Annotated in this window: 20 protein-coding genes; 11 read left to right on the top strand and 9 right to left on the bottom strand. The window is 46.2% G+C overall.

Features of this window, described 5'->3' with window-relative positions:
* The first annotated feature begins 3 nt into the window (after positions 1-3).
* Both KUA49_RS07260 and KUA49_RS07255 read left to right on the top strand, forming a co-directional pair.
* On the top strand, positions 4-1,188 hold the full coding sequence (locus KUA49_RS07260) for a metallophosphoesterase family protein (protein ID WP_218412202.1): 1,185 nt from the start codon (positions 4-6) through the stop codon (positions 1,186-1,188).
* 53 nt (positions 1,189-1,241) lie between these two features.
* Positions 1,242-4,709 (top strand): AAA family ATPase, encoded by a 3,468-nt coding sequence (locus KUA49_RS07255; RefSeq protein WP_218412201.1) that lies wholly within the window; start codon positions 1,242-1,244, stop codon positions 4,707-4,709.
* A 13-nt stretch (positions 4,710-4,722) separates the two neighbouring features.
* On the opposite strand, the gene KUA49_RS07250 is transcribed toward KUA49_RS07255, so the two are convergent.
* Together KUA49_RS07250 and KUA49_RS07245 are read right to left on the bottom strand one after the other, a co-directional pair.
* On the bottom strand, positions 4,723-6,921 hold the full coding sequence (locus KUA49_RS07250) for a helix-turn-helix domain-containing protein (RefSeq protein ID WP_218412200.1): 2,199 nt from the start codon (positions 6,919-6,921) through the stop codon (positions 4,723-4,725).
* 19 nt (positions 6,922-6,940) lie between these two features.
* Positions 6,941-7,453: a nitroreductase family protein gene (locus KUA49_RS07245; protein ID WP_218412199.1), complete on the bottom strand. Its 513-nt coding sequence runs from the start codon at positions 7,451-7,453 to the stop codon at positions 6,941-6,943.
* Between the two features lie 307 nt (positions 7,454-7,760).
* On the opposite strand from KUA49_RS07245, the gene KUA49_RS07240 reads away from it, so the two are divergent.
* The 3 genes from KUA49_RS07240 (at position 7,761) to KUA49_RS07230 (ending at position 11,142) form a co-directional block, all read left to right on the top strand.
* Positions 7,761-9,149 carry a Y-family DNA polymerase gene (locus KUA49_RS07240; RefSeq protein WP_218412198.1) on the top strand — a complete coding sequence of 463 codons (1,389 nt, stop codon included), beginning with the start codon at positions 7,761-7,763 and terminating at the stop codon, positions 9,147-9,149.
* Entirely contained in the window at positions 9,146-9,604 is a 459-nt protein-coding gene (locus tag KUA49_RS07235; protein WP_176425564.1) for a LexA family protein, read from the top strand. Before KUA49_RS07240 ends, KUA49_RS07235 begins: the two co-directional genes overlap by 4 nt.
* Before the next feature lie 170 nt (positions 9,605-9,774).
* A complete protein-coding gene (locus KUA49_RS07230; protein ID WP_218412197.1) occupies positions 9,775-11,142 on the top strand; it encodes an NAD(P)/FAD-dependent oxidoreductase in 1,368 nt (455 codons plus the stop codon).
* Positions 11,143-11,262: 120 nt separating this feature from the next.
* On the opposite strand, the gene KUA49_RS07225 is transcribed toward KUA49_RS07230, so the two are convergent.
* Positions 11,263-12,270, bottom strand: a complete 1,008-nt coding sequence (locus KUA49_RS07225) for a LacI family DNA-binding transcriptional regulator (RefSeq protein ID WP_153113473.1) — start codon at positions 12,268-12,270, stop codon at positions 11,263-11,265.
* Between the two features lie 281 nt (positions 12,271-12,551).
* Between KUA49_RS07225 and KUA49_RS07220 the strand changes: the two genes are divergently transcribed.
* From KUA49_RS07220 to KUA49_RS07200, 5 genes are all read left to right on the top strand, one after another.
* Complete coding sequence (locus KUA49_RS07220) at positions 12,552-13,946, top strand: MFS transporter (protein WP_203049646.1); 1,395 nt, start codon at positions 12,552-12,554, stop codon at positions 13,944-13,946.
* Positions 13,947-14,004: 58 nt separating this feature from the next.
* The gene (locus KUA49_RS07215) at positions 14,005-15,054 is read left to right on the top strand and encodes a zinc-dependent alcohol dehydrogenase (protein WP_218412196.1); all 1,050 of its coding nucleotides are present in this window, start codon (positions 14,005-14,007) and stop codon (positions 15,052-15,054) included.
* A gap of 168 nt (positions 15,055-15,222) precedes the next feature.
* Positions 15,223-16,107, top strand: a complete 885-nt coding sequence (locus tag KUA49_RS07210) for a carbohydrate kinase family protein (protein ID WP_218412195.1) — start codon at positions 15,223-15,225, stop codon at positions 16,105-16,107.
* Positions 16,108-16,293: 186 nt separating this feature from the next.
* The gene (locus KUA49_RS07205) at positions 16,294-17,001 is read left to right on the top strand and encodes a hypothetical protein (protein ID WP_218412194.1); all 708 of its coding nucleotides are present in this window, start codon (positions 16,294-16,296) and stop codon (positions 16,999-17,001) included.
* Positions 17,002-17,058: 57 nt separating this feature from the next.
* Positions 17,059-17,448, top strand: a complete 390-nt coding sequence (locus tag KUA49_RS07200; RefSeq protein ID WP_218412193.1) for a VOC family protein — start codon at positions 17,059-17,061, stop codon at positions 17,446-17,448.
* Between the two features lie 183 nt (positions 17,449-17,631).
* Here the strand turns inward: KUA49_RS07200 and KUA49_RS07195 are convergent, their stop codons facing one another.
* On the bottom strand, positions 17,632-17,964 hold the full coding sequence (locus tag KUA49_RS07195; protein WP_218412192.1) for a cupin domain-containing protein: 333 nt from the start codon (positions 17,962-17,964) through the stop codon (positions 17,632-17,634).
* An 85-nt stretch (positions 17,965-18,049) separates the two neighbouring features.
* Positions 18,050-18,598: an NUDIX hydrolase gene (locus KUA49_RS07190; protein WP_153092099.1), complete on the bottom strand. Its 549-nt coding sequence runs from the start codon at positions 18,596-18,598 to the stop codon at positions 18,050-18,052.
* Positions 18,599-18,881: 283 nt separating this feature from the next.
* Between KUA49_RS07190 and KUA49_RS07185 the strand changes: the two genes are divergently transcribed.
* Positions 18,882-20,402 carry an alpha/beta hydrolase gene (locus KUA49_RS07185; protein WP_203049658.1) on the top strand — a complete coding sequence of 507 codons (1,521 nt, stop codon included), beginning with the start codon at positions 18,882-18,884 and terminating at the stop codon, positions 20,400-20,402.
* Between the two features lie 434 nt (positions 20,403-20,836).
* Here the strand turns inward: KUA49_RS07185 and KUA49_RS07180 are convergent, their stop codons facing one another.
* From KUA49_RS07180 to KUA49_RS07165, 4 genes are all read right to left on the bottom strand, one after another.
* A complete protein-coding gene (locus KUA49_RS07180) occupies positions 20,837-21,988 on the bottom strand; it encodes an acyloxyacyl hydrolase (protein ID WP_218412191.1) in 1,152 nt (383 codons plus the stop codon).
* 99 nt (positions 21,989-22,087) lie between these two features.
* The gene (locus tag KUA49_RS07175; protein WP_233547090.1) at positions 22,088-22,402 is read right to left on the bottom strand and encodes a HigA family addiction module antitoxin; all 315 of its coding nucleotides are present in this window, start codon (positions 22,400-22,402) and stop codon (positions 22,088-22,090) included.
* Between the two features lie 37 nt (positions 22,403-22,439).
* The gene (locus KUA49_RS07170) at positions 22,440-22,754 is read right to left on the bottom strand and encodes a type II toxin-antitoxin system RelE/ParE family toxin (RefSeq protein WP_117727890.1); all 315 of its coding nucleotides are present in this window, start codon (positions 22,752-22,754) and stop codon (positions 22,440-22,442) included.
* A gap of 313 nt (positions 22,755-23,067) precedes the next feature.
* Entirely contained in the window at positions 23,068-23,634 is a 567-nt protein-coding gene (locus KUA49_RS07165) for a glycoside hydrolase family 15 (protein ID WP_203049663.1), read from the bottom strand.

Here is a 23,634-nt window from a genome sequence, read left to right as displayed (position 1 = left end):
GATATGAAAATCTTACATACCAGCGACTGGCATCTGGGACATACGCTCTACAACTTCGACCGTACCGAAGAACAGACTGCCATGCTCGCCCAAATCATAGACATCGTAAGAGAGGAGAAGCCAGATGCGTTTCTCCTCTCGGGCGATGTATATCATACCTCTCAGCCCTCAGCTGCCGTACAAAAGATGTTCACCGACGCCATCGTGCAGATTCACGAGGCAAATCCCGACATGACCATCGTCATCACCGCAGGCAATCATGATAGCGGAACCAAACACGAGATTTTCAAGACTCCCTGGCAGGCATTAAAGGTGTTTTCTGTTGGAAACATAGACAAGGAGCATCCCGAAAATCACATCATCGAAGTGAAAGAAAAGAAGAAACCGCAAGACGAAATCAAGGGTTACATCGTAGCCGTTCCTTACTGCTACGAGCGAAGCATTCCCGAAGGATTCTTCCAGGAAATTCTGGATAAAGTGAAAGAAAGGAACCAGGAACTTCCTGTTATCATGATGGCGCATACCACCGTAAAGGGTTGCGACTTCAAGGGGCACGACAATGCTACAGAATATACTGTAGGAGGAATCGATTCTTTGGAAATCAGCGACTTGGGAGAAGGATATGATTATCTTGCCTTAGGTCATATCCACCATGAGCAGTGGATTCGTGGCAGCCACCATCGTATCCGCTATGCGGGAAGTCCGATGGCAGTAAGTTTTGATGAGAACTATGAGCATAGTGTGAGCCTCATCACCATCGGCAAGCATGGGGATGAAGTGGAACTCAAGAAGATTGCGATAGAAAACCCTAAGCCGCTGGTCACCCTGCCCGCTTCTGAAAACCTGCAAGGAAACTTCACTTCCTGGGATGAAGCAAAGAAGCTTTTGGAAGATTTCCCTTCTGATATCCCTGCCTATATCCGCCTGAATGTGGAAGTAGAAGATTTCCTTCCCGTGGCAGCCAACCAGGAGGCAGCACAACTTGTAAAGGATAAGCTATGCCGCTTCTGCCTCATCAACACCCGAAGAAAGCAACATTCCGAAGCATCCCAACCTCGAACAATGACCGTACAGGAATTCCAGTCGGAAGCACCTATCGACATCGCCCGCCGATACGCCGAAGATTGCGGCATTACCTTCGATGATGAACTCAAGGAAATGTTTAAAGAAATAACCGAACAGTTATAAGTGCCAGGATTCTGATTCTTCACACTTTGTTCTTTACTTTTCACAGCAATAATATGATTCTACAAAAACTCGAAATACATAACATCGCTTCTATCGAGGATGCAACCATCGACTTCGAGGCTCAGCCCCTAGCCGATAGCGAGGTGTTCCTCATCACCGGAAAGACGGGTGCAGGCAAATCAACCCTCCTCGATGCCATCTGTCTGGCGCTCTATGCCAGCACTCCCCGTCTCGAAAACACGAGCATGCAGGGAGAAATGCGTGACAACGAAAAAGATATCAAGATTAAAGACCCAGTGCAACTGATGCGCCGCAATACCGGTGAGGCTTTCGTGCGCCTTACCTTTATAGGCAGCAACGATGTGCATTACGAGGCACAATGGTCGGTGGCAAGAGCCCGCAACAAGGTGACGGGAAAGATACAGAACAAGAAATGGGCGCTCCGCAATCTGGATACCGATTTTACCTATGCCAAAGATAAGGAGATTCGTGAGGAGATAGCCCTCGCTATCGGTTTGGATTTCAAGCAATTCTGCCGTACCACTCTCCTGGCACAAGGTGAGTTCACCCGATTTCTTAACAGCAAGGACGATGAGAAAGCCGAGATTCTGGAGAAAATAACAGGTGTGGATGCCTACTCTAGAATTGGAGCCAAAATCTTTGAGCAAACTGTAGAGAAAAAGAAGATTTGGGAGGATTCCCAACAAAAGATTGAAGGCATTCAGATTCTGAACGATGAAGAAATCGCTCAGAAGAACAACCAGTTGCAACAGCTGGATGAGCAGAGCCAGCAACTCAAAACTACCTTGGAAAAGGAACAGAAAAAGCTTCGCTGGCTTCAACAGGAACAGGATTTCCGTCAGCGGAAAGAGCAGGCAAAAGAAGATCTGGCACATGTGAAAGCCATCGCCGAAAGCGACGAAACCCAACAGCAAGAGCAAACCATTGCCCTTTGGAACCATACCATCGAGGCTCGCGCCAAGATGAACGAAGCTGCATCATGCGCTAAGACCATCCTGCAACAAGAAGCCCAACTGCAATCTTTAGAGCAAACATTCCGACAGATTCAGGGAGCACAAAGCTATGAACTTCAGCAGGAGCAGACCATCGCTTTGTCTATCAGGAATATTGACGACAATTTGGCTCAAGAAGCACCCAAAGTGAATCTCTACGAAAATGCACAAACCCTGAATACGCTCATCAATTCCTATCTGAAGAACAAGAAGGATGCAGAGAACAACCTGCAGTATGCCAATCAGATTAAGAAGGAACTGAGCACCCAGTATCAGCCAAAGCTTGAGAATGCCAAGACGATGCTCGAAGAATGCCAGAAAACATATAACCAACAGGTTATCAAGGCACAGGAGGCAGAAACTGAGCTGGAACACCTTCATTTGCCTCAGCTTCGCCAGCAACAAGAAGCACACAAAACGCTTCTTAACGACATTCAAGCAGCCAAGAATCTCCTCGAACTCCTACACGAGGAGCAGAATCGTCATGTCCTTTCGAAGGAGAATCTGGTTCAACTTCAAAACTCTATCCAGGAAAAAGAAAAGCAGTTACAGGTTTTAACGCAGGAATCTCATGATGCAGAAATCCGAAAGAATGCCCTCCAGCTTGCGTATGAAAAGCAACGGGAAAGTATTAACAAATGGGCTAAAAGCATCAGAATAAAGTTGCAAATAGGCGACACCTGCCCCGTTTGCCAACAACGAATAGAAAATACCCTGCCCCACGAAGACAATATCGATGCCCTGGTTGTAGAAGCAGAAAAGCTTTATAAGGATGCCGAGAACGAATACAACAAGATATTAACAAGCCAAAATGCCCTGGATGCAGACATCAAGGCTTTAAAGAACAGTCTTGCCAACGAACAGAAGGTCTTTGCCAAATGCTGTGAATCGCTAGCCAAGGCTACCCAAAAAGCCCAGGAAGCTGCCAAAAAGATTCCGGAAGGAGAAAACGGCGAAGCACAGACTCGGGCAAACCTTGAAAAGGTATCTGCTCAAATTGCAGAAGCCGAAGCCAAGGAAAAAGAGGCTAAAAAGCTTAGAACGCTCAGAGACCAGAAACTTCAGGAATACGAAGTGCAAAGAAATGGGATGTTAGCCGCACAGCAGAAAGTGGATGATACCCAGCATCGTATTGAAGTTATCGAAGCTCAGATTTCCTTACAGAACAAAACCAGCGAGAAGGCACTGCAAGATATCCATTTACTGATTGGCGAAGCCGGAAAACTTTCATGGCAAAATGATTGGCATACAATGCTCACCGAGTTTGGAAAAGAGGTTGAAGATGGTGCCATCATCTACAAGATGAACACTGAGAAACAGCAGAAACTTGTTGCAGAACTTAAGCAATTTGAAGAGGGCAACAAGAATCTTGCCGCTGCTCTGGATGCCATCATCAAGCTCATGCCAACCTGGGGAACACCTTCAAAAGAGCCACTGATGCTGAAACGTATTCCAAAAGTACTTACCAGAGCTTCTGAATTGCAAAGCCAGATAACGGCTGCCCTGCAACAAATGAATGCGGCAAAAGAGAAGGAAGAAGACACCAAGAAATGGCTGAAGGAATTCATGGAGAAAAAACAGGAGATGTTGAAAGATTTCTCTGACAAAGAACAGGAGATATTGCTGGATGAGAACCTCTTACTGCAACTCGACACACTCCAACAGTGTGATATTGCCGAAAAGACGGAAGCTATCAATCGTATAAAACAGCAGTTGGTCAGCAAACAAACGGTTTGGGATGAACTGGAAAAAGCTTATCAACTCCATACAGGAGAATATGAAGCTTTGTTTGATGAAGATGAGAAGATGCCTATAGGAGAAAAGATGTCGGAAGAAGAATCCTTAGACACAAGAATTTCCACCAGCATCGCATCGCTCGAAGCCCAGCTTTCTGAATTGGGCAACCAGCGTGGAGGAATCATCAGAGACCTGGAAATCGACCGCTCCAACAAAGCGAAAGTCGGCTCACTTCTGCAGGAATCAGCGCAGAAGAAAGCCGACTTTGAAAAGTGGAGCCGTTTGAACCAGCTTCTTGGCGACGCCACTGGCAACAAGTTCCGTCGCATCGCCCAAAGTTATGTACTCGCCAGCCTCATCCACTCAGCCAACGGATATATGCGGACGCTCAGCGACCGCTATATATTAAAGGTGGTACCTGGCACCTTCGTCATATCTCTTGAAGATGCCTATCAGGGCTATGTGAGCCGAGCCGCCAGCACTCTTTCGGGTGGTGAAAGCTTCCTCGTCTCGCTCTCCCTGGCACTTGCACTCAGCGACATCGGCACCCAGCTCTCTGTGGATACCCTCTTTATCGACGAGGGTTTCGGAACCCTGAGCGGCGAACCGCTGCAACATGCCGTCAACACCCTGCGCAGCCTCCACTCCAAGTCGGGACGCCATGTGGGTATCATCAGTCATGTGGAAGAACTCAAAGAACGTATCCCCGTACAGATTCGGGTGAACCAGGAAGGCAATAATTCGAGCAGTACCATCGAAATCGTGGGCTAAGCATCTGCACGCATTATCCCTCGTCTTCCATCAATTCACAAATCAGCTTGATCTCGGAGTAGTCGATGCCATCCCCCATCGCCTCCTTGATCTCGCTGAAGTGCTCTATATCAGGATGAGCCTTCATAAAATCTCGAATCTTCTTCTCATGGGCACTTGATATCAGTGCACGCAAGCCAACCTTTCCTTCCTTCACGTATGGAATGAGATGACCGATGATAGTACTCCTGACAAAACCACGTTCCTCTGCAATCTGATCCACGGTCATACCTTGTTTATAAAGATTGTAACTGATTTCCTTTGTAGGGGTTTTCGGCTCCTTTGGACCATTCGAATTCTTTGGTTTTCTCGCTTTCTTACTAGAGCCAGAGCCATTCTTCCCTGAGCCTTCCACTGAAGATGCAGTCTCATCCATCAAGAGGAACTGTGCCTTCTTCTTCAGATAATCAGTCACGCTGAACTCGGCGCTCTGCTCATATCGCAGAAGTCTCTCCTTCAATCTTACATCTTCTGAAAAAACAGAAAAGCGGTCTTCAAACTGCTTTTTGCCCACCTTGTTGTCTGTATCAAGGTTCGACTTTCTGATTAAATCGCTCAGAATACTTATCTTATCCAAGAAATACTGGGCACCCTTGTGGATGCGGTCTTGCAGTTCGGCTTGACCCACATCAGGATTCTGCCCCAGCATACGAGTGTATTGCACACGGAATTTATCCGATACACTAATCAGATTCTTCAGCACCACCTGCAGTTTCTGATACTCGCCCACCACACGAGGATATTTGCCCGTAAAGAACTCCACCAGGCAACGCATCAAGTGCTCATAGCTGCTACTGATAGCATAGAAATCGAAGAGCTCACGAATGCAGTGCAACACATATTGCTGTTCCAGATAGCTGATTTGTTCCTTACTAGGCGAAGCAAGTTGGCTATTGAAGGCATCCACCGTCTGGTCGCTGATGATGGCGCCACGAGACAACGGCTGGCTGAGCACCATACCTTCCAAAGTCTTGCAGCGGCTCAACGCCACATAGGTCTGGCCATGGGTAAAGCTATGGGAAGCATCAATGATGGCATGCTCAAAGGTAAGACCCTGACTCTTATGAATGGTTATCGCCCACGCCAGTCGGAGCGGATACTGGCGGAAGCGTCCTTCCACGCTCTCCTCAATTTCCTTGGTTTCCTCATTCAGAGTATATTTCGAATTGGTCCACTCCATCTGTTCCAGTTCAAAATCCTGGTAGGTATCCTTGCTGCGCACGGTAATCTTGTCGCCGATGATGGTGCGCACCTCGCCAATCATACCATTATAGAAACGGTGCTGGGGATCGTTCTTGATAAACATCACCTGCGCTCCCGGTTTCAAGATAAGCTTGAAATCAGCAGGATAAGATGATTCCGGGAAATTGCCTTCCACCTCGGCAGTAAAGGAATACGCCTGCGACGGAAGAGCTGCAAGCTGCTGCTCGTTGATATACTGCGCAGGAGCATTATGGGTGGTCAGACGGATATAGTTGCCCTCCTTAGGCGGTTCGAAATTTGGGATATATCGCTGGTTCAGAGCCTGCAACGTGGCTTCGGAAGCCTTGTTCTCCCTAATCTGATTAAGAAGAGAAATAAACTGCTGGTCTTGCTGACGATACACCTTTTTGAGTTCGATGGTAAGATAGCCCGCCTGCTTCAAGGCATTGCTGCTGAAGAAGAAAGGGGTATCATAATACTGCCCTATCATCTGCTCTTCCTGCGGAGTAACCACAGGAGCAAGCTGATGCAAATCGCCTATCATGAGAAGCTGAACGCCTCCGAAAGGCAAGTCGTGGCGCTTGCGATATTGACGCAATACGGAATCGATGGCATCAAGCAGATCGCTGCGTACCATACTGATTTCGTCGATGACAAGCAGGTCGATGCTTCGGATGATGTTACGTTTCAGATTACTGAATTTATAGCGTTTCTGTTCGCCACTACCGAAGGTCGTACCTGGCACGTATGGCGAAAACGGAAGTTGGAAGAACGAATGAATGGTCATTCCTCCAGCGTTGATGGCAGCGATGCCCGTAGGAGCCAGCACCACCATGCGTTTAGGCGACAGTTCTTTCAATCGCTTGAGGAAGGTCGTCTTACCTGTGCCCGCCTTTCCCGTAAGGAAAAGGTTGGCACTTGTCTTTTCTATAATGTTCCATGCCAGGATGGATTCTTCGTTCATTTCCATGACCACTTCTTTTAAAATGCTAGATTTCCTCTACTATCTCGCTCATCTCCTTGCGCTTCTTCTCGGCACGAGGACAATCATCGGCAATATGCCCGATAGGAATGATGACCACAGCCTCATATCCCTCACGTGGGAATAGCAGCTGCATCTTCTCAGTATCATAATTGCATACCCAGCAGGTTCCCAAACCTCTTTCAGTAGCAGCCAGACAGAGGTGCTCGGTAGCTATTGCCACATCAATATCTCCATGAGGCTTCTCATCGTATCTGCGAACCCAATTCTCGTCCACATTTCTCATGCCCACGATATACATCGGAGCCGTCTTGAACCACTCGCGGTCGTAGCACTGCTGCAACTTCTGCTTAGCCTCATCCGAACGGACGATGAGCCAAAGCCAAGGCTGCCTGTTCACTGCCGATGGTGCCAAACGCACACATTCCATGATGTAATCCAAATCCTCCTGACTTACCGCCTCAGAGGTAAACTTGCGAGCCGAGAATCGTTCCTGGCTCAATGCCAACATATTTTTCATACCGTTTCGTTTTAAACTTTTTAATCCTTTTAATCCTTCTATAAACACATTCAATTTTTCAGAAATCGAAAGCATTTACCTTTTTAAAAGGCAAAATTACAAAAAATCCACGAAAAGCCCAAGCCTTTCGGAGATTTTCTTTCTAATCATCCTATGATTTTCCTGAATTTATTTACCCTTAAGGGAAAATATATTTAGCCTTAAGGGAAAATATTTTTTGCCTTAAGGGAAATTATCCTAGATAAAGACTAGCGTTTCGAATATTTTTTGTAATTTTGCAACACGAAAGGATTTGTAAGATAAGAAAATGATAGGATTGGCTGATTGCAATAACTTCTACTGTTCGTGCGAACGAGTGTTTCGCCCCGACCTGATAGGAAAGCCCGTGGTTGTTTTGAGCAACAACGACGGGTGCGTCATTGCACGCTCAGAAGAAGCCAAGGCTTTGGGATATAAGATGGGCGATCCGTTCTATCAGGTAAAGGAAAAACTGGAGGCAGAAGGCGTAGCCATTTTCTCCAGCAACTATACACTTTATGGATCGCTTTCCAACAGGGTGATGTCGATGCTTTCGCACTACTCGCCCCGCATCGACCAATACTCCATCGATGAAAGTTTCTTCGAAGTGGATAGTTCCATGGCAAAGAGCTTTTTCGAAACTGATCATTCCATGGCAGAACGTTTCTTCAAGGAATATCCGAAGGAAAACGTTACTTCTGCTACATCAGATCCTTTGCTCCACCAATATGGTGCCAGGATTTCTGCCGATGTGCTCCGATCCGTGGGAATCCCTATCTCCATCGGCATCGCAGAAACGAAAACACTGGCAAAAATCGGATCCAAATTCGCCAAGAAATACAAGGGCTACCAGGGCTGCTGCCTCATTGATACCGATGAACGGAGACACAAGGCCTTGTCGCTGTTCCCTATAGAAGATGTATGGGGAATCGGACGACAGATTGCCAGAAAGCTTGATTATATGGGCATTCGCACAGCTGCCCAGTTTGCTGACAAGAAAGAAAGTTGGGTGCGCAGCCATTTCAACATCACCACCGTGAGAACGTGGAAGGAACTGAATGGCGAAAGCTGCATCAGCATCGAGGAACTGCCACAGAAGAAGAGCATCTGCACCAGCCAGGGCTTTGCCGGTGAAGGCATCAGCGATAAGGATGTGGTGGAAGAAGCCGTGGCAAATTTCGCCGTGCGCTGCGCTGAAAAGCTGCGACGTCAGGGCAGCGTGTGCCAGGGAATCACTGTGTTTGCCTGGACATCCAGGTTCAATGAGAACGTGCCGGAATACACCATCCACGATTCTCTTACCCTGCCCATTGCTACCAATGCGCAGGAAGAAATAGTAGGTGCTGCCCTCAGCATTCTACGGGCCAAATACCCGAAACCGATGGCAGACAGCAGGCCCGATCGCCCCGGCATGTCGTTTCACTTCAAGAAAGCTGGCGTTATCCTGTGGCAGATTTCACCCGACCATCCCCGTCAGCAAGACCTCTTCGACACCATCGACCGGAGCAGGCAAAAGGCATTGATGGAAGCCATTGATGCCATCAACCGGAAGAATGGCTATGGAACCATTCGCCAAGCCGTTCAAGGCAATGGTTGCCGATTCGATCTGAAGCGGGAATATATGTCGAAGCGGTTTACCACAGATATTCATGAGATTCTGAAAGTAAAAACAAAATGAATAAGAATAACGATAACAAGATAAGACTGACATTTCACCCTGCGGAATTCGGAGCCAAGATGCCGATTCCGCTGGCAGAGCAAAGCGTAAAGGCAGGCTTCCCTTCGCCGGCACAAGACTATATGGAGGGAGAGATAGACCTCAACGATATTCTGGTTCGCCATCGTGAGGCCACTTTCTATGTACGTGTTTCGGGCGACAGCATGCAGGATGCAGGTATTCTCGATGGCGACCTAGCCATTGTAGATAGGCAGATTGAACCCTCCAACGGCAACTTCGTCATCGCCTTCGTGGATGGCGAATTCACCATCAAGCAATTCAAGATGGATGAGAGCGGTGCCTTCGGATGGCTCATCCCATGGAACAAAAACTTCTCCCCTATCCGGGTAGATGAAACCAACCGCTTCATGATCTGGGGCGTGGTTACCTATGTGATTCATCAGATTGCGGAATGATAAAAAAAGAAAAACAATCACATATTTCTGCCCATCTTCCTTTGCCACCTCATAAAAAAGTTGTACCTTTGCAGTCGAATTTTCAGCGATGACTAGGCTATATGCCTTATTAGAAATAGAATTTTCAGCAAATATATGTATTTAGTAATTCCAAATAAACAGCAGTAGTTATGAGTATTAATATCAAGAGAAATCAGTTGAAGAGAGTTGTAATCGTAGGTGGCGGACTCGGTGGTCTTCGTTTGGCAGAAGACCTCTGCAAGGCAAACCTGCAGGTGGTGTTGATCGACAAGAACAACTTCCATCAGTTCCCTCCGCTTATCTATCAGATAGCTTCGGCAGGTATCGACCCAAGTTCCATCTCCTTCCCTTTCCGACAGATTTTCCGCAAGCGCAAGAACTTCTACTTCCGCATGGCAGAAGCAAGAGCCGTGTTCCCAGACATGAAGATTCTGCAGACTTCCATCGGTAAGATCGAGTACGATTACCTGGTGTTCGCAGCAGGAACCACCACCAATTTCTATGGCAATGCCAACATCGAGAAATGGGCGATTCCGATGAAGACCGTTTCTGAGGCAATGGGATTGCGCAACGCCGTGCTGAGTAACCTGGAGCGTGCATTGACCTGTGCCACAGAAGAGGAGCGACAGGAACTCCTGAACGTGGTCATTGTAGGCGGTGGTGCCACAGGTGTGGAGATTGCCGGAGCCCTCTCTGAAATGAAGCGCTACGTGATTCCTTATGATTATCCTGATATGGACTCATCTCTGATGCACATCTATCTCCTGGAAGCGGGCGACAGACTGCTCGCCGGAATGTCACAGGACTCTTCTAAGAAAGCATACGAATTCCTCACCAGCATGGGTGTGGATGTGCAGTTTGGCAAGATGGTAACCGACTACAAGGACCACAAGGTTCTGATGAAGGATGGTCAGGAGATTCCTACCCGTACCTTCCTCTGGGTATCAGGTGTAAAGGCACAGCCTATCACGGGTATCGATGGCGACCATCTGGGCCGTGGTTTCCGAATCGTAGTAGATGAATTCAACCGCATCCCGGGCATGGACGGTCTCTTTGCCATCGGCGACCAGTGTATCCAGACCACAGACCCAGCTTATCCTGGCGGTCATCCACAGTTGGCCCAGGTAGCCATCCAGCAGGCTGCACTCCTGGCTAAGAATATCCAGAAGATTGCCGAGGGAGCCACTGATTCCCAGCTCAAGCCTTTCCGCTACAAGAACCTGGGTTCTATGGCTACCATCGGAAGACACAAGGCTGTAGTAGAGCTTGGCAAGTTCCACAGCCAGGGCTTCTTTGCCTGGGTATTATGGCTGGTAGTTCACCTCCGCTCTATCCTTGGCGTAAAGAACAAGGTAATGGTAATGCTCAACTGGCTCTGGAAGTACGTAAGCTATAACGATTCTATCCGAATGATTACCTACGCCACCAAGCCTAAGGAAGTGCGCGACCGTTTAAAGCGTGAACAGACCACTCACCTCGGCACCGACTTGCTGGAGAATGAAGAAGAGGATGCTTAAGATAAGGAGACAGATTAAGTTTAAATGCTTAAGATAAAGAGATAAAAACGGGTGTATCATTCAATAATATAGATGATACACCCGTTTCTTTTATGCAGATTCCAGAAGTCGATACCTTTATTAAGTAGATTCCCTTATCACAGTTTCACCTCTCAATGCAATTTCCTCTATCCTTCTATAACCATCGGCAATATGCTCCAGCAGCAGTCGGCAACTTTCCTGCGCCATTTTCTCAATAGGCTGCTCCACTACCGTCAACTGAGGATGAACCAAGGTAGCCAAGGCAGTGCCCGACATGCAGCAAAGTGCCACATCCTCCGGAATGCGCAAGCCACGCTTCTGGATAGCACTCTTGGCTCCCAACACAGCAGTCTCCGTAAAGCCAAAGACCGCATCAAAGGGCACATTCTTCTCCAGGAAACGCTCCATCACCCAACTACCCTCTTCAGCCGACAAGGCTGGCGACAAGACATCCTGCGCCTGATACTCTATATGAAATTTTTCCAGCGCATCCCGATAGCCCCTCAATCGTTCATAGCTGTTTCGGATATAAGCAGGTCCCGGAATATGAATAATATGCTTATACCCCTTGCGCAATAAAGCCTCCACCATGAAAAACGACATGATGTAATCATCCATGTGCACCTGCGAAGCCTTTACCTTCTCCACCGTTCTATCGAAAAACACGATGGGAATACCCCTTTCTATCACCTTATTATATAGGTCCACATTATGCTCCTTATCGCATGCACTCATCAGGATGCCATCCACACGCAGCTGCTCCATCATCAGAATATTCTCTCTCTCCTGCTCAGGATTCTCGTTAGAAATGGCAATCATTACCTTATACCCCTGCTTGCGCAAGATGGCTTGAGCATCATTGATAAAGGTCATATAGAACGTTGTAACGATTTCGGGAATGATGATGCCGATGTTATGAGTACTCTGCTGGCGAAAGTTCACAGCCAGTTCGTTGCGATGATAGCCCATCCGCTCGGCAGTTGCCAATATCTTCTGCAAGGTTTCCGCCTTCACATTACCCGTATCTCCCGAAAGAGCACGCGAAACGGTGGACTTGGAAATCCCCAGTTCCCTTGCAATATCCATGATAGTTACATATTTTGCCATATCTCTTTTTCTTTCTTGTTATATGTGCTTGCAAAGATACTTATTTTCCATGAAAGCAACAACAAAAAACAGAGAAATCTTTTTGGGAACGGTTGCGGAAAATGGGAACGGTTGCGGGAACGGTTGCGAAAAAACAGCCGTTTTTTTTCTTGTTTTTCTAGCAAAATCGTTCTATCTTTGCAGCGTGAAAAGGAAAAACGATTTTTTCAAACCGCTCTATTCCTTCACAAGACAAAGAATAAACAACATTAAGTATCACAATCAAACCTAAGAAAAAGAATATGGAACAAGATTCTAAATTTCAAGCGAACACTTCGCTAGAGAACAATTCGCAGGGAAAGGTTCCCTTCATCAGCAAGCTCGCCTATGGCATGGGCGATGTGGGCTGCAACTTCAGTTGGATGTTCGTGGGCAACTTCCTCATGATTTTCTACACTGATGTGTTCGGAATCAGCATGAGTGCCGTAGCAACCCTGATGCTTGTGTCCCGATTCTGGGACGCCATCAACGACCCCATCATCGGCACACTTACCGATAAGACCCACACCCGATGGGGACGATTCCGCCCATGGCTGCTCTTCGGAGCTCCTATCACGGCACTGGTACTGATACTCACCTTCTGGGCCCATCCGGAATGGAGCCAGACCGCCAAGATTATCTATATGGCAGTAACCTACTGCATCCTGGTGCTGGGATATACCTGCGTGAACCTGCCTTACGGCACACTCTGCGGAGCCATGACGCAAGACATCGATGAGAGAGCCAAGCTCAACACCAGCCGTTCGGTGAGTGCCATGATGGCCATCGGAGTAATCAACATCGTAACCGTTCCACTCATCAGCTGGTTTGGCGCAGGCGATACAAAATATGGATATCTGGCAGTGGCAGTACTCTACGGCGTTATCTTCGCCGCCTGCCATCTGTTCTGCTTTCACAAGACCAAGGAAGTGGTAGAAGTTCCTGTGGGACAGAAGCTCCCATTAAAGGTGCAGCTTCGTTCCGTAATGAAGAACAAGCCCTATCTGCTCGCCCTCTTAGGACAGTTGCTCTTCGGTTTCATACACTACGGACGCAACGCCGACATGCTCTACTATTTCACTTATGTAGAAGGTTCGGCAACGCTCTTCTCCTACTATTCCATGGCCATCATCGTGCCAAGCATCATAGGTGCTGCCTGCTTCCCTCTGGTATTCAGAAAAACGGGCAACAAGGGTTTCACGGCAGCCATCTTCGCTTTCCTCACCGGTATTACGATGATAGGTCTGTACTTCTTCAGCCCTAACGGCAGCGCCATCATGTTCTATCTGTTCTCAGCTTTGTCGTGGTTCTTCTTCTCAGGCTTCAATACAGCCATCTATGCCATCATCCCCGACTGTGTGGAGTATGGCGAGTGGAAGACGGGCATCAGAAACGACGGATTCCAATACGCCTTCATCTCGCTGGGCAACAAGATAGGAATGGCACTCGGCACATCGCTTCTCGCCATTGCCCTGGGCAGTGCAGGATATGTAAGCAACGCTGTGCAGAATCCAGAAGTATTGAGCATCATGCACCACGCCTTCAGTACCATTCCGGGAGTCTTGTGGATCATCACCGCAGGATGCCTCTGCTTCTACAAGCTCAACAAGAAGCAATACAAGCAGATCATGACCGATCTGGAGAATAAGAAGAAATAAAAAAACGGGATCTTTTATCCCACCAACATAACAATAACAATTTCAAAACATTATAATTATGAGACAGGCAATATTGGTAGAACCAAAGCATATCGAATTCAAGGAAGTAGCAGAACCAAAGGCAGCAGACTTAACTGCTCATCAGGTTCTCGTCAACATCAAGCGCATCGGCATCTGCGGTAGCGAGATTCACTCTTACCACGGTCTTCACCCAGCCACCTTCTACCCAGTGGTTCAGGGACATGAGTACTCAGGAGTGGTTATGGCTGTAGGCAGCGAAGTTACCGTCTGCAAGCCTGGCGACCATATCACCGCTCGCCCACAGTTGGTTTGCGGCAAGTGCAACCCTTGCAAGCGCGGACAGTATAATGTTTGTGAGCACCTGCGTGTTCAGGCTTTCCAGGCAGATGGTGCTGCACAGGATTTCTTTGTTGTAGATGACGACCGCGTGGCTAAGTTGCCAGAAGGCATGAGCCTCGACTATGGTGCCATGATTGAGCCTGCAGCCGTTGGTGCTCATGCCAGCAACCGCACCGACGTGAAGGGTAAGAATGTAGTAGTGAGCGGTGCAGGAACCATCGGCAACCTCATAGCCCAGTTCTGCATTGCCCGTGGCGCCAAGAATGTACTCATTACCGATGTAAGCGACCTCCGCCTGGCTAAGGCTCGCGAGTGCGGCATCAAGCATACCCTCAACATCACCAAGAAGACCTTGAAGGAGGCAGCCCAGGAACTCTTCGGTGAGGAAGGCTATCAGGTAGGTTTCGAGGTAGCAGGTGTAGAAGTTTCCATCCGTTCGCTGATGGAGACCATCGAGAAAGGTAGCGACATCGTGGTTGTGGCAGTCTTTGCCAAGGACCCAGCCCTCAGCATGTTCTATCTGGGCGAGCATGAGTTGAGACTCATCGGTTCAATGATGTATCGCCACGAAGATTATCTCACTGCCATCGATTATGTCAACAAGGGCATCGTTAACCTCAAGCCACTCGTAAGCAACCGCTTCGCCTTCGAGGAATACGATGACGCCTATAAGTTTATCGATGCTCATCGCGAAACCAGCATGAAGGTTCTCATCGATTTCGAACAGAAACCTGGAGAGAAGATGTAAAAGATAGAAGAGAAGAAACATACTGCAAACGATTGCAGAAATTGGAAACGATTGCGGGAACGTTTGCAGAAAGTTTAGATGATTTTTCTTTGCGAAGGTAGCTGAAAAATGCTACCTTTGCAACAGAAATCAAGTAACATCTCTAACATTCTTAAAGTAAAAATGACAATGGAAAAGAAACAATCAGTGATAGGTATCGGTGAGGCACTCTTCGATATGCTTCCAGAAGGAAAGAAGCTAGGTGGCGCTCCAGCCAACTTTGCTTACCACGTTTCACAATTCGGACTCAATAGCTGTGCGGTCAGCGCAATGGGCGATGATGAGCTGGGCAAGGAACTGGAAAAGGAACTCAATGATCACCATCTCAACTATCAGATAGACAAAGTAGCCTACCCTACAGGCACCGTCCAGGTTTCGCTCGATGCCAACGGCATTCCTTGCTACGACATCAAGGAGGGAGCAGCTTGGGACAACATCCCTTACACCCCAGCCCTGGAAGAATTGGCTAAGAATTGCACCGCAGCCTGCTTCGGTTCGCTGGCTCAGCGCAACGAGGTTTCCCGCAACACCATCTACCGCTTCCTCGACAACATGCCGAAGGAAGAAGGAATCCTCAAAATCTTCGATATCAATCTCCGTCAGGGATTCTATACCAAAGAGATTATCACCAAGAGCATCAAGCGATGCAACATCCTCAAAATCAACGATGAGGAATTGATTACCGTAAGCCGCATCTTCGGCTATCCGGGCATCGACCTGGAGAATAAATGCTGGCTCCTCTTGGGCAAATACAATCTGAAGATGCTCATTCTTACCTGCGGTGTAAACGGCAGCTACGTATTCACCCCTGGCGAAGTTTCGTTTATTGAGACTCCGAAGGTAAAAGTGGCTGATACGGTGGGTGCAGGCGATTCATTCACAGGTGCATTCGTGGCAAGCATCTTGAAGGGCAAGAGCGTCAGAGAGGCACATGAATTGGCAGTAAAGGTTTCAGCATTCGTCTGTACACAGAATGGAGCCATGCCTGTTTTGCCTGATGAATTTACCAAGTAAAGCCACATTTGCCCAAAGTTATTGCGAAGATTATTTTCATATAAATATACGTTCCGTTAATTTTGATTTTTTAGTGAAGGTTTATAAGGTTCAAAAAGTTATTAGTTTGTTTTAGTAAGTTTTAGTTAGGTTCAAAAAGTTTATTTTGTAGTTAAACCATGAAAAAAAATTGTAGTTATTGTTTTGATGATGGCTGCTTGCCTGGGAAACGCCCAGGCACAGCTCCATCTGAAAGCCAACGTGCAGAACAATCATCTGTGGCGTGGCATGGAAGTTTCCGACGGCATCGTCCTCCTCACCGACCTGAGCTATACGATGGTCAACGACCACGTTACCGTGGGACTTTGGGGTGGCTGCAACTCGGAAGGCTCCTACAAGGAGTTTAACCATTATCTGAATCTGAAGGCTGGCGGTTGGGGATTCGCCTTGTGGGACACCTACAACTTCTCCCCTGGTGCCACCTATAATAATAAGGAATACTGGAACTACTCAGCCCATACCACCGGCCGATTCCTCGATGCTACATTGAGCTACCGGTTCCAAGACGAGAAGTTTCCACTGCTCCTGAGCTGGTCAACGGTAGTCTTCGGACGCGACCGCAACAGCGACAATACCGTGCAGAAATATTCCACCTTCGCCTATGCGGAATACCCTATCTACCAGAAGGATGGCTGGAAGGTTGATGCAGGAGTAGGTGGAGCCTTCGCCCTGAACAGAGCTGGCGAGGATACCCACTTCTTCGGAACCACGGCAGGCATCGTGCATGTTTCACTACAGGCATCCCACGACCTCAAGCTCGGCAACTACACCATTCCGGTTTATGCCAAGGGCATGTGGAATCCGCAGAGCAACGAGAGTTATTTCCAGATTGGAGCAGAAATCATCCGCTTCTAAATCTTCAAAAAAACACAGAAAGTTTTATCATAACAATCATCTAAACACAAATTCATTATGAAGATTAAAGATTTTACAACAGGCGTGCAGCACATCGGCATTCCTACCAACGACATCAACAAGACCATTGAGTTTTATCATGCCCTGGGCTTCGAAACTGCCCTCCGCACAGTGAACGGCACCGAGGAAGTAGCCTTCCTCCAGCTCCACAATCTCATCATCGAGACCTATCAGAACCACCAGGCAAAGATGGAATATGGAGCCGTTGACCACATCGCCATCGATGTAAAGAACATAGACAATCTCTTCCTGGCAGTGAAAGAAGCCGGAACATTCAAGATGCTGGATCAGCAGGTAAATGGTCTGCCATTCTGGGAGAATGGTGTAAAGTTCTTCACCATCGAGGGTCCTAACAAGGAGAAAATCGAGTTCTGCGAGAAACTCTAACCCGCCAGCTGGCTTTTAGATAAAAAACAGATGACTATAGCAATATAAGAAAGAGAGAGAGATAAGAATGACGAAAGTCCAGCTTGGAGCCTTTTTATAAGAGAGGCATCCGAGTTGGACTTTCTATTTTTTCATTTTCCTCAGGAGGAACATGATGTGTTTTTCCCTGATACTCTAGGGATATTAATGATGCTCAGGCACAATGGCGAGATACACCAGATCATGATCGGTGAGATTCTCCATATAATGAGCGTGGTTCATCGGGCAGTAATGCACCTGTCCCTGTCGAATCTCCTCCACGGTATCATCATAATGGAAAGTAGCAGTGCCGCTTACCACATAGATAATCTCGCAGTTGCCCTCATGAGTATGAAGACCAGTTGATGCACCCGGACGCAAGGTGGAATACATAATCTTCACCCTGTCATCCACATAGTTACGAGTATCGAGTTTACCCTGTCCACCCTTGAAGCCCTCCAAGTGAGCCTCAGCAATCTTTTCGAAATCTATTACCATCTTTATAATGTTTATTGTTTAATATCTATTGCTTACAGTCTATCGTCTGCTGTTTACTTGGCTTTTATAAATGAAGCCCTGCAGCTTACTTTGCTTTCGCAAAATACTTCCAGAGCGGAGCAGCCATCAGGCTCTGCCAGATTTCACCCTTCTCCAGCATTTCCATCACTTCATCCCTGGAGAAGAGGCGAACCTCGATATCCTCAGCCTGGTCAAGATGCTGCACATCCATGCGCTCCACATCCGTAGCCAGATAACAATGGGTAAGATTGGTATGCGTGCTCGGATTAGCAGAAATCGTCATCCACTTCTGCCAGTTACCGCCACCGAATCCTGTCTCTTCCATCAGCTCTCGCTTGGCTGCCACCATCGGATCCTCGCCCTTCTCTATCACTCCGGCACAGAGTTCATTCACCGTCTTCCCTATTGCATAGCGATACTGGCGAACAAAGACGAACTCTCCCTCCTTCGTAATGGCGATGGTATTTACCCAATCAGGATATTCCAGCACGTAATATTCATCAATGATGGCACCCGTAGGCAATTCCACCTTATCCACTCGTGCCGTGAGCCAAGGCTTCTCTATCAGATACTTCTGCGAGAGCGTCTTCCATTTCATATCTTTATCAGCCATATCTTTTCCTATTTTTAAAAATCAGACTTCTTCATTTAAATTGATGGTGCAAAAGTACAAAAAAAGATTGAAAGGAGAAAAAGTTTACCTGTTATTTCTTTCGAAAAAAACATATCCTAAAACCTTCATGCCATTCTTAGCCCCTAATTTTAGAAGATTTAACCCATTCTTAGCCCCTAACACTAGTGTTATTATTTATTAAAATCGTAATTTTTCACTGCTAATTGTTCTATTTCTTCAGGATTTTAAGTAACTTTGCATCGTTCAAATATATCAAGTAACAATGAAGAAGTTTTTCGTAGCATCGCTGGCCTTGGTACTTTGTGTATGTGCCCAGGCAGCGAAGAAGCCTACACCAAAGTTGGTGTTTGATGCTTCGAAAGGCGTGGCGGGGTCTGTTACCCTTCCTAATGGGAAGAAGGTCAACTATACTGCTTACACAAATTTGTATTATGTTACTCATGTAGAGGATTCTACGTATCAGTACATGAATGTGTTTGTTCCTGAGGGTGCAACGCAATCCACTCCTATCTTTATGCCCAATTATGTGGGTGGCTATATGGCAGCTGCTCCAAGGATGATAGATGAGGGTGATGCATCAGGTAGAGCTTTGGCAGAAGGCTATGTTGTAGCTATACCTGGTGCAAGAGGTAGAAATTCTATGATTGTACAGAAGGGAAAGACAGTTTATACGGGTCGTGCTCCTAAGGGACTGCTTGATTTGAAAGCGGCAGTTCGCTATCTGCGTTTCTTTGACAGGGATATGCTGGGTGATGCCGAGCATATTATTACCGATGGAACAAGTGCAGGTGGAGCTATGTCGTCTTTATTGGGTTCCACCGGCAATAATCCTTCTTATGAGCCTATGCTCAAAGCCATGGGAGCAGCTGATACAAGAGACGATGTTTTTGCGGCAGTTTGTTTTTGCCCTATCATCGATCTTGACCATGCGGATATGGCGTATGAGTGGTTGTATGGAGGTGTGGATGAAAAGATTCGACCTGTAACGAGCGAGCAAGTTGCTGTTTCCAAGGAGTTGGCTGCACAATTTCCTGCTTACATCAATAGTTTGGGACTAAAGAAAAAGGACGGAAGTGATTTGAACGCAGACAACTATCGTGATTATATCAAGCAGCTTTTGATGACAAGTGCTCAGGATGCAAAGGATTATGGTGCTGATATACCAGACAGTATTGGATTTTCATTCTCTTCAGGCATGAAGTTCATTGCTCCAATGAATGGTGGCAAGAAGCAGGGAGAAATGAAGTTTCCAATGGATGTGCCAAAAGATGGTCCTAAGATGATGCCAATGAGAAATAAGTCAAAGGGAGAATACATCACTGGTCTTGACTTGGATAAGTATCTTTCTTATGTGGCAAGTAAGACTGCCCTAAAAGGTGTGCCGGCTTTCGATAGTAAAGGAGTAGCAGGAAGTAAGGCCAGTGGAGAAAATGAGGAGTTTGGCAATAGCAAGGGTAGTTCTGTTAACTTTACCACCTATTCGTTGGTAAAAGCCACAGGAAATTCCAAAGCTGTTCTTGGCAAGGAAATAGAAGAGAATGTAAGGTTGCTCAATCCGATGTGCATGATGGATGAAGAAGGTTCTTGCATTGCACCTCATTGGTACATCCGTCATGGAGCCATAGACAGAGACACGGCGTTCCCTATTCCTATCAACTTGGCTACCAAGCTTGAAAACAAGGGTAAGGATGTTAACTTCAAGCTGCCTTGGAATCGTCCTCACTCAGGTGATTACGCCTTGAACGAACTTTTTGGATGGATTCGCTCGATTTGCGGTAAATAGAGAAATATTTGGGATGAAACTCTTTCTCCTCTCTTGTGTCTTTGCAAGAGAGGAGATTTTGTTTTATTCTGATTTTACTGCTCTTTGAAGGCGTTTGGTGGTTTTGTATCCTCTTCCATATCTCTTTCCTTTGATGCCAATTAGTCCACCTTGATAATAGTTGATGGACTCTTGTCTATGAAGCATATTAATCATGCTTGCGAAGCTGGCTTCCTTGGTGTCGGGACGAAGTCGGAGAATCTCAGTCAAGATAGCTTCTTTAGTTAGTGGGGTGGCATACTTGGTAAGTACAATCTCGATGGCTTTGGCGATAGAGATACTCTGCGTGTCAAGTTCCTTACTTGTTAAAGTGAAATCCGCTTTTATGCTATCAAAAATATATTCAAATAAAGAAATAAGATATCATAATAGAATGGCAGGAGAAGATGGCGGCATTACTTGCCGCCAAATCGCCATCCCAAGCCTAGCATCAGATTGTTAGGAGTCTTGAAATCCACCAGACTGTAGCCGATGTGCAGCATGGCACGTCGGCTCACATGAATCTTCAGGGCAAGCACTTCATATACACCCCTGAAATCGTTGCGATTGCCAAGCAGATAGGTTCCAGCACCGAAGTTGATGCTGAAATAAGGCATGGCAAACTCGCCACGAGCAGAAAGACCCAGACCAGCCTGGGTACTAAACTTATGATTCACATCCTCGCCCCAAGGATCATTCTCCCTACTAGCCGAACGGTCGTACACACCATCAAGCGAAGCACCCAAACTCAGCCAAGGGTTCAGCCGGTACATCGGGTTGACATTGAAGCCCATCACGGCATACTTGCCATCCAGCAGATAGCTCGACACACCATCATGTGCTATCCCCTGCTTCCATGCGCCATACAATACCACATCCGTGTAAAGTCCACGCCTATCCGGCAGTTTCTCCCGCTCCACCTTCGGCACAGCCAATGGTTGTCGGTTGATGTAATAAGCCAGTCCCAATCTTATGCCACCTGTGTTAAGTCCCATGTTAGGATAAGTGGTGTTGCCATTAGAGAAATGAGTCAGCGAAATACCGGCATTCAGGTCGAGATATTTCGAGAGCATCCACTTCACATAGAAGTCCAGATCAATATAAGCAGTAGCCTTGGATCCTATCACCTTGTTTTCAGGATTATTCAGCTCGTCATAGGCATTCCATCCGAATGCCATACCCAGGTTCCACTCATAGTTGAGCGACACCCTGCGGGATAGGTTCACAATCGGTGCCCCCTGAAACAGATACACGGAGATTGGGTTCGACAACCACTGATTAAATTCATGTCTAGCCAAACCTACACCCTGATACACACCTTGATAGATGGAGCCAGGTCTCACCTCCTCCTTATTCATGAAAGCATACTTCAGCGTAAAAGTCATGTCGTGATTCATCGTTCGAGCCTCATCATTTCCCCCACGCAGAAACTCGTTGGTATGGAAGATGGTAGATGGCACCGCATCCAGTGCTATGCGGTGTATAGTCTTGCAGCTATCCTCCTGCGAGGAGGCTGGCAACGCCATGGCAGCAAGCATGGATATAACCAATAAACTTTGTTTCATCATTCTAGATTAATAAATTGCCGTATATTTACATTCGAGAGTATCTTCATACAGCAAACACAAATACAAGGTATCAAAACAATCCCTTGCGGTTAGCAATTTTTACAAGGCTGCAGCCACCCTCCTTACCTTAGCCAATCTAGCCATAAAAGTAGTATCACTTTTTGTAGATTGCAGATTATATCTCATCTGCATTTTCAACAAAGGCTCAGCATTCACTCCAAGTGCAGCCTCAAAGAGCAAAGCTGTTTTTTCCGTCACAGGGCGACGTGCATTCAGAATTTCGTTCAGAGCAGAATAGGCAATACCCATTTCCTCAGCCAACTGTCGCTGAGAAATTCCACGATATTCTATCTCATCCTTCAGAACATCTCCAGGATGCGTAGGAAAAGCCGGAGTCATATCGTTTGCCCGCATTTCCTTTATTGTTTTTTTATCGTTGCTCATAACTGTATCATTTATAATGGTTTGACAATTCTGTTATATTACATATGGTTGCAATAGTCTGACCATCCTCAAATTCTTCTTCAAATTCTATTCGATACTGATCATTCACTCTTACCGAGGACAATCCTTCTTTGTTTCCTTCTAACCGTTCATAATTGAGAGAATTATATTTCCATAGGCCTTGAACGTTATCTTCCGATATCATAAGGTCTATCACTCGAATATACTTTCTAACTATTTGCGGTTGAAAGCGATGCTTTTTATCAGATTTGCCAGATCTATATAGATCACGCAGATAATCCTCGTTGAAATTTACTATCATAACCTTAATGTTTTGATGCTGCAAAGATAATATTTAAATTCGATATTCACAAATTTTGTGAAGGAAACTTTTGCTAAACAACTATAATTGTGATTATCTATGTTAAAAATCTTAAGAATCATCTTGCTTCTCATTATTTATAATTATCACTTTCCCAAATGATAATTTAAAACAAAAGGATATGGATACATTAACTAATGCGATTACTCCAGACCAACAAGAGAAGATTGACAATTACTTTGAGAGTATATGATTTATACAATCTGTAGTATTGAGCAGTTTTCTATTACCACTCAATACTACAAATCGATATCTATAATTCTTCCAGTTCATTATCTTCATCCGACTCATCTTCCTTTTTCAAAAAAGAAAGAAACAAATGAAGAAAGGCTGTCTCCTTAAAGAAATAATTAGGATCATCCTCCATTTTCTCTGCCATATATGAGAAGCCAAAATTAGCATACTGCTCCATCTTTTCCATCAGTTGGTCCACAACTTTTCTTGATGAAATCTCACCTTTATCCAAAGCTATCAAATCAACATCAGTACGAGCAATCAATGCTGCAAATATGAATTTCTGAATTTTATCATAAGGCGTTCTACCTAAACGAAATTCAATATTTCCCCACTTCTGAATTGGCCATCCAAAATGTTTGACCTTAGCCTTATCATCAACCAAAGGTTTGGTTTGATCAAAGTATAGCCCTATAAAGAATGCAATAATGAAGATTTCATAGCCCGCTCCAAAAAATTTGCCACGAGCAGCTTGGAAAGAATTGCGTCCTTTTCCATAATCACAAAATACATCCATAATGGACTCTTGGTAGCGGATTTCCCAGTTTGGGTCTCTTCTACTCCATAAATCAAATAAACTCTCCAT

This window comes from Segatella copri (assembly GCF_019249655.2).
Taxonomy (GTDB): domain Bacteria; phylum Bacteroidota; class Bacteroidia; order Bacteroidales; family Bacteroidaceae; genus Prevotella.
The sequence above is the reverse complement of the archived record's forward strand: the minus strand, read 5'-3'. Positions and strand labels throughout refer to the sequence as shown.

Coding starts and splice junctions, on each gene's coding strand:
- KUA49_RS07190 (WP_153092099.1), bottom strand. CDS start 18,598: ATGGCTGATAAAGATATGAAATGGAAGACGCTCTCGCAGAAGTATCTG.
- KUA49_RS07225 (WP_153113473.1), bottom strand. CDS start 12,270: ATGGCAAAATATGTAACTATCATGGATATTGCAAGGGAACTGGGGATT.
- KUA49_RS07170 (WP_117727890.1), bottom strand. CDS start 22,754: ATGATAGTAAATTTCAACGAGGATTATCTGCGTGATCTATATAGATCT.
- KUA49_RS07205 (WP_218412194.1), top strand. CDS start 16,294: ATGATGGCTGCTTGCCTGGGAAACGCCCAGGCACAGCTCCATCTGAAA.
- KUA49_RS07175 (WP_233547090.1), bottom strand. CDS start 22,402: ATGCGGGCAAACGATATGACTCCGGCTTTTCCTACGCATCCTGGAGAT.
- KUA49_RS07195 (WP_218412192.1), bottom strand. CDS start 17,964: ATGGTAATAGATTTCGAAAAGATTGCTGAGGCTCACTTGGAGGGCTTC.
- KUA49_RS07210 (WP_218412195.1), top strand. CDS start 15,223: ATGGAAAAGAAACAATCAGTGATAGGTATCGGTGAGGCACTCTTCGAT.
- KUA49_RS07180 (WP_218412191.1), bottom strand. CDS start 21,988: ATGATGAAACAAAGTTTATTGGTTATATCCATGCTTGCTGCCATGGCG.
- KUA49_RS07200 (WP_218412193.1), top strand. CDS start 17,059: ATGAAGATTAAAGATTTTACAACAGGCGTGCAGCACATCGGCATTCCT.
- KUA49_RS07255 (WP_218412201.1), top strand. CDS start 1,242: ATGATTCTACAAAAACTCGAAATACATAACATCGCTTCTATCGAGGAT.
- KUA49_RS07240 (WP_218412198.1), top strand. CDS start 7,761: ATGATAGGATTGGCTGATTGCAATAACTTCTACTGTTCGTGCGAACGA.
- KUA49_RS07230 (WP_218412197.1), top strand. CDS start 9,775: ATGAGTATTAATATCAAGAGAAATCAGTTGAAGAGAGTTGTAATCGTA.
- KUA49_RS07165 (WP_203049663.1), bottom strand. CDS start 23,634: ATGGAGAGTTTATTTGATTTATGGAGTAGAAGAGACCCAAACTGGGAA.
- KUA49_RS07245 (WP_218412199.1), bottom strand. CDS start 7,453: ATGAAAAATATGTTGGCATTGAGCCAGGAACGATTCTCGGCTCGCAAG.
- KUA49_RS07215 (WP_218412196.1), top strand. CDS start 14,005: ATGAGACAGGCAATATTGGTAGAACCAAAGCATATCGAATTCAAGGAA.
- KUA49_RS07185 (WP_203049658.1), top strand. CDS start 18,882: ATGAAGAAGTTTTTCGTAGCATCGCTGGCCTTGGTACTTTGTGTATGT.
- KUA49_RS07220 (WP_203049646.1), top strand. CDS start 12,552: ATGGAACAAGATTCTAAATTTCAAGCGAACACTTCGCTAGAGAACAAT.
- KUA49_RS07250 (WP_218412200.1), bottom strand. CDS start 6,921: ATGGAAATGAACGAAGAATCCATCCTGGCATGGAACATTATAGAAAAG.
- KUA49_RS07235 (WP_176425564.1), top strand. CDS start 9,146: ATGAATAAGAATAACGATAACAAGATAAGACTGACATTTCACCCTGCG.
- KUA49_RS07260 (WP_218412202.1), top strand. CDS start 4: ATGAAAATCTTACATACCAGCGACTGGCATCTGGGACATACGCTCTAC.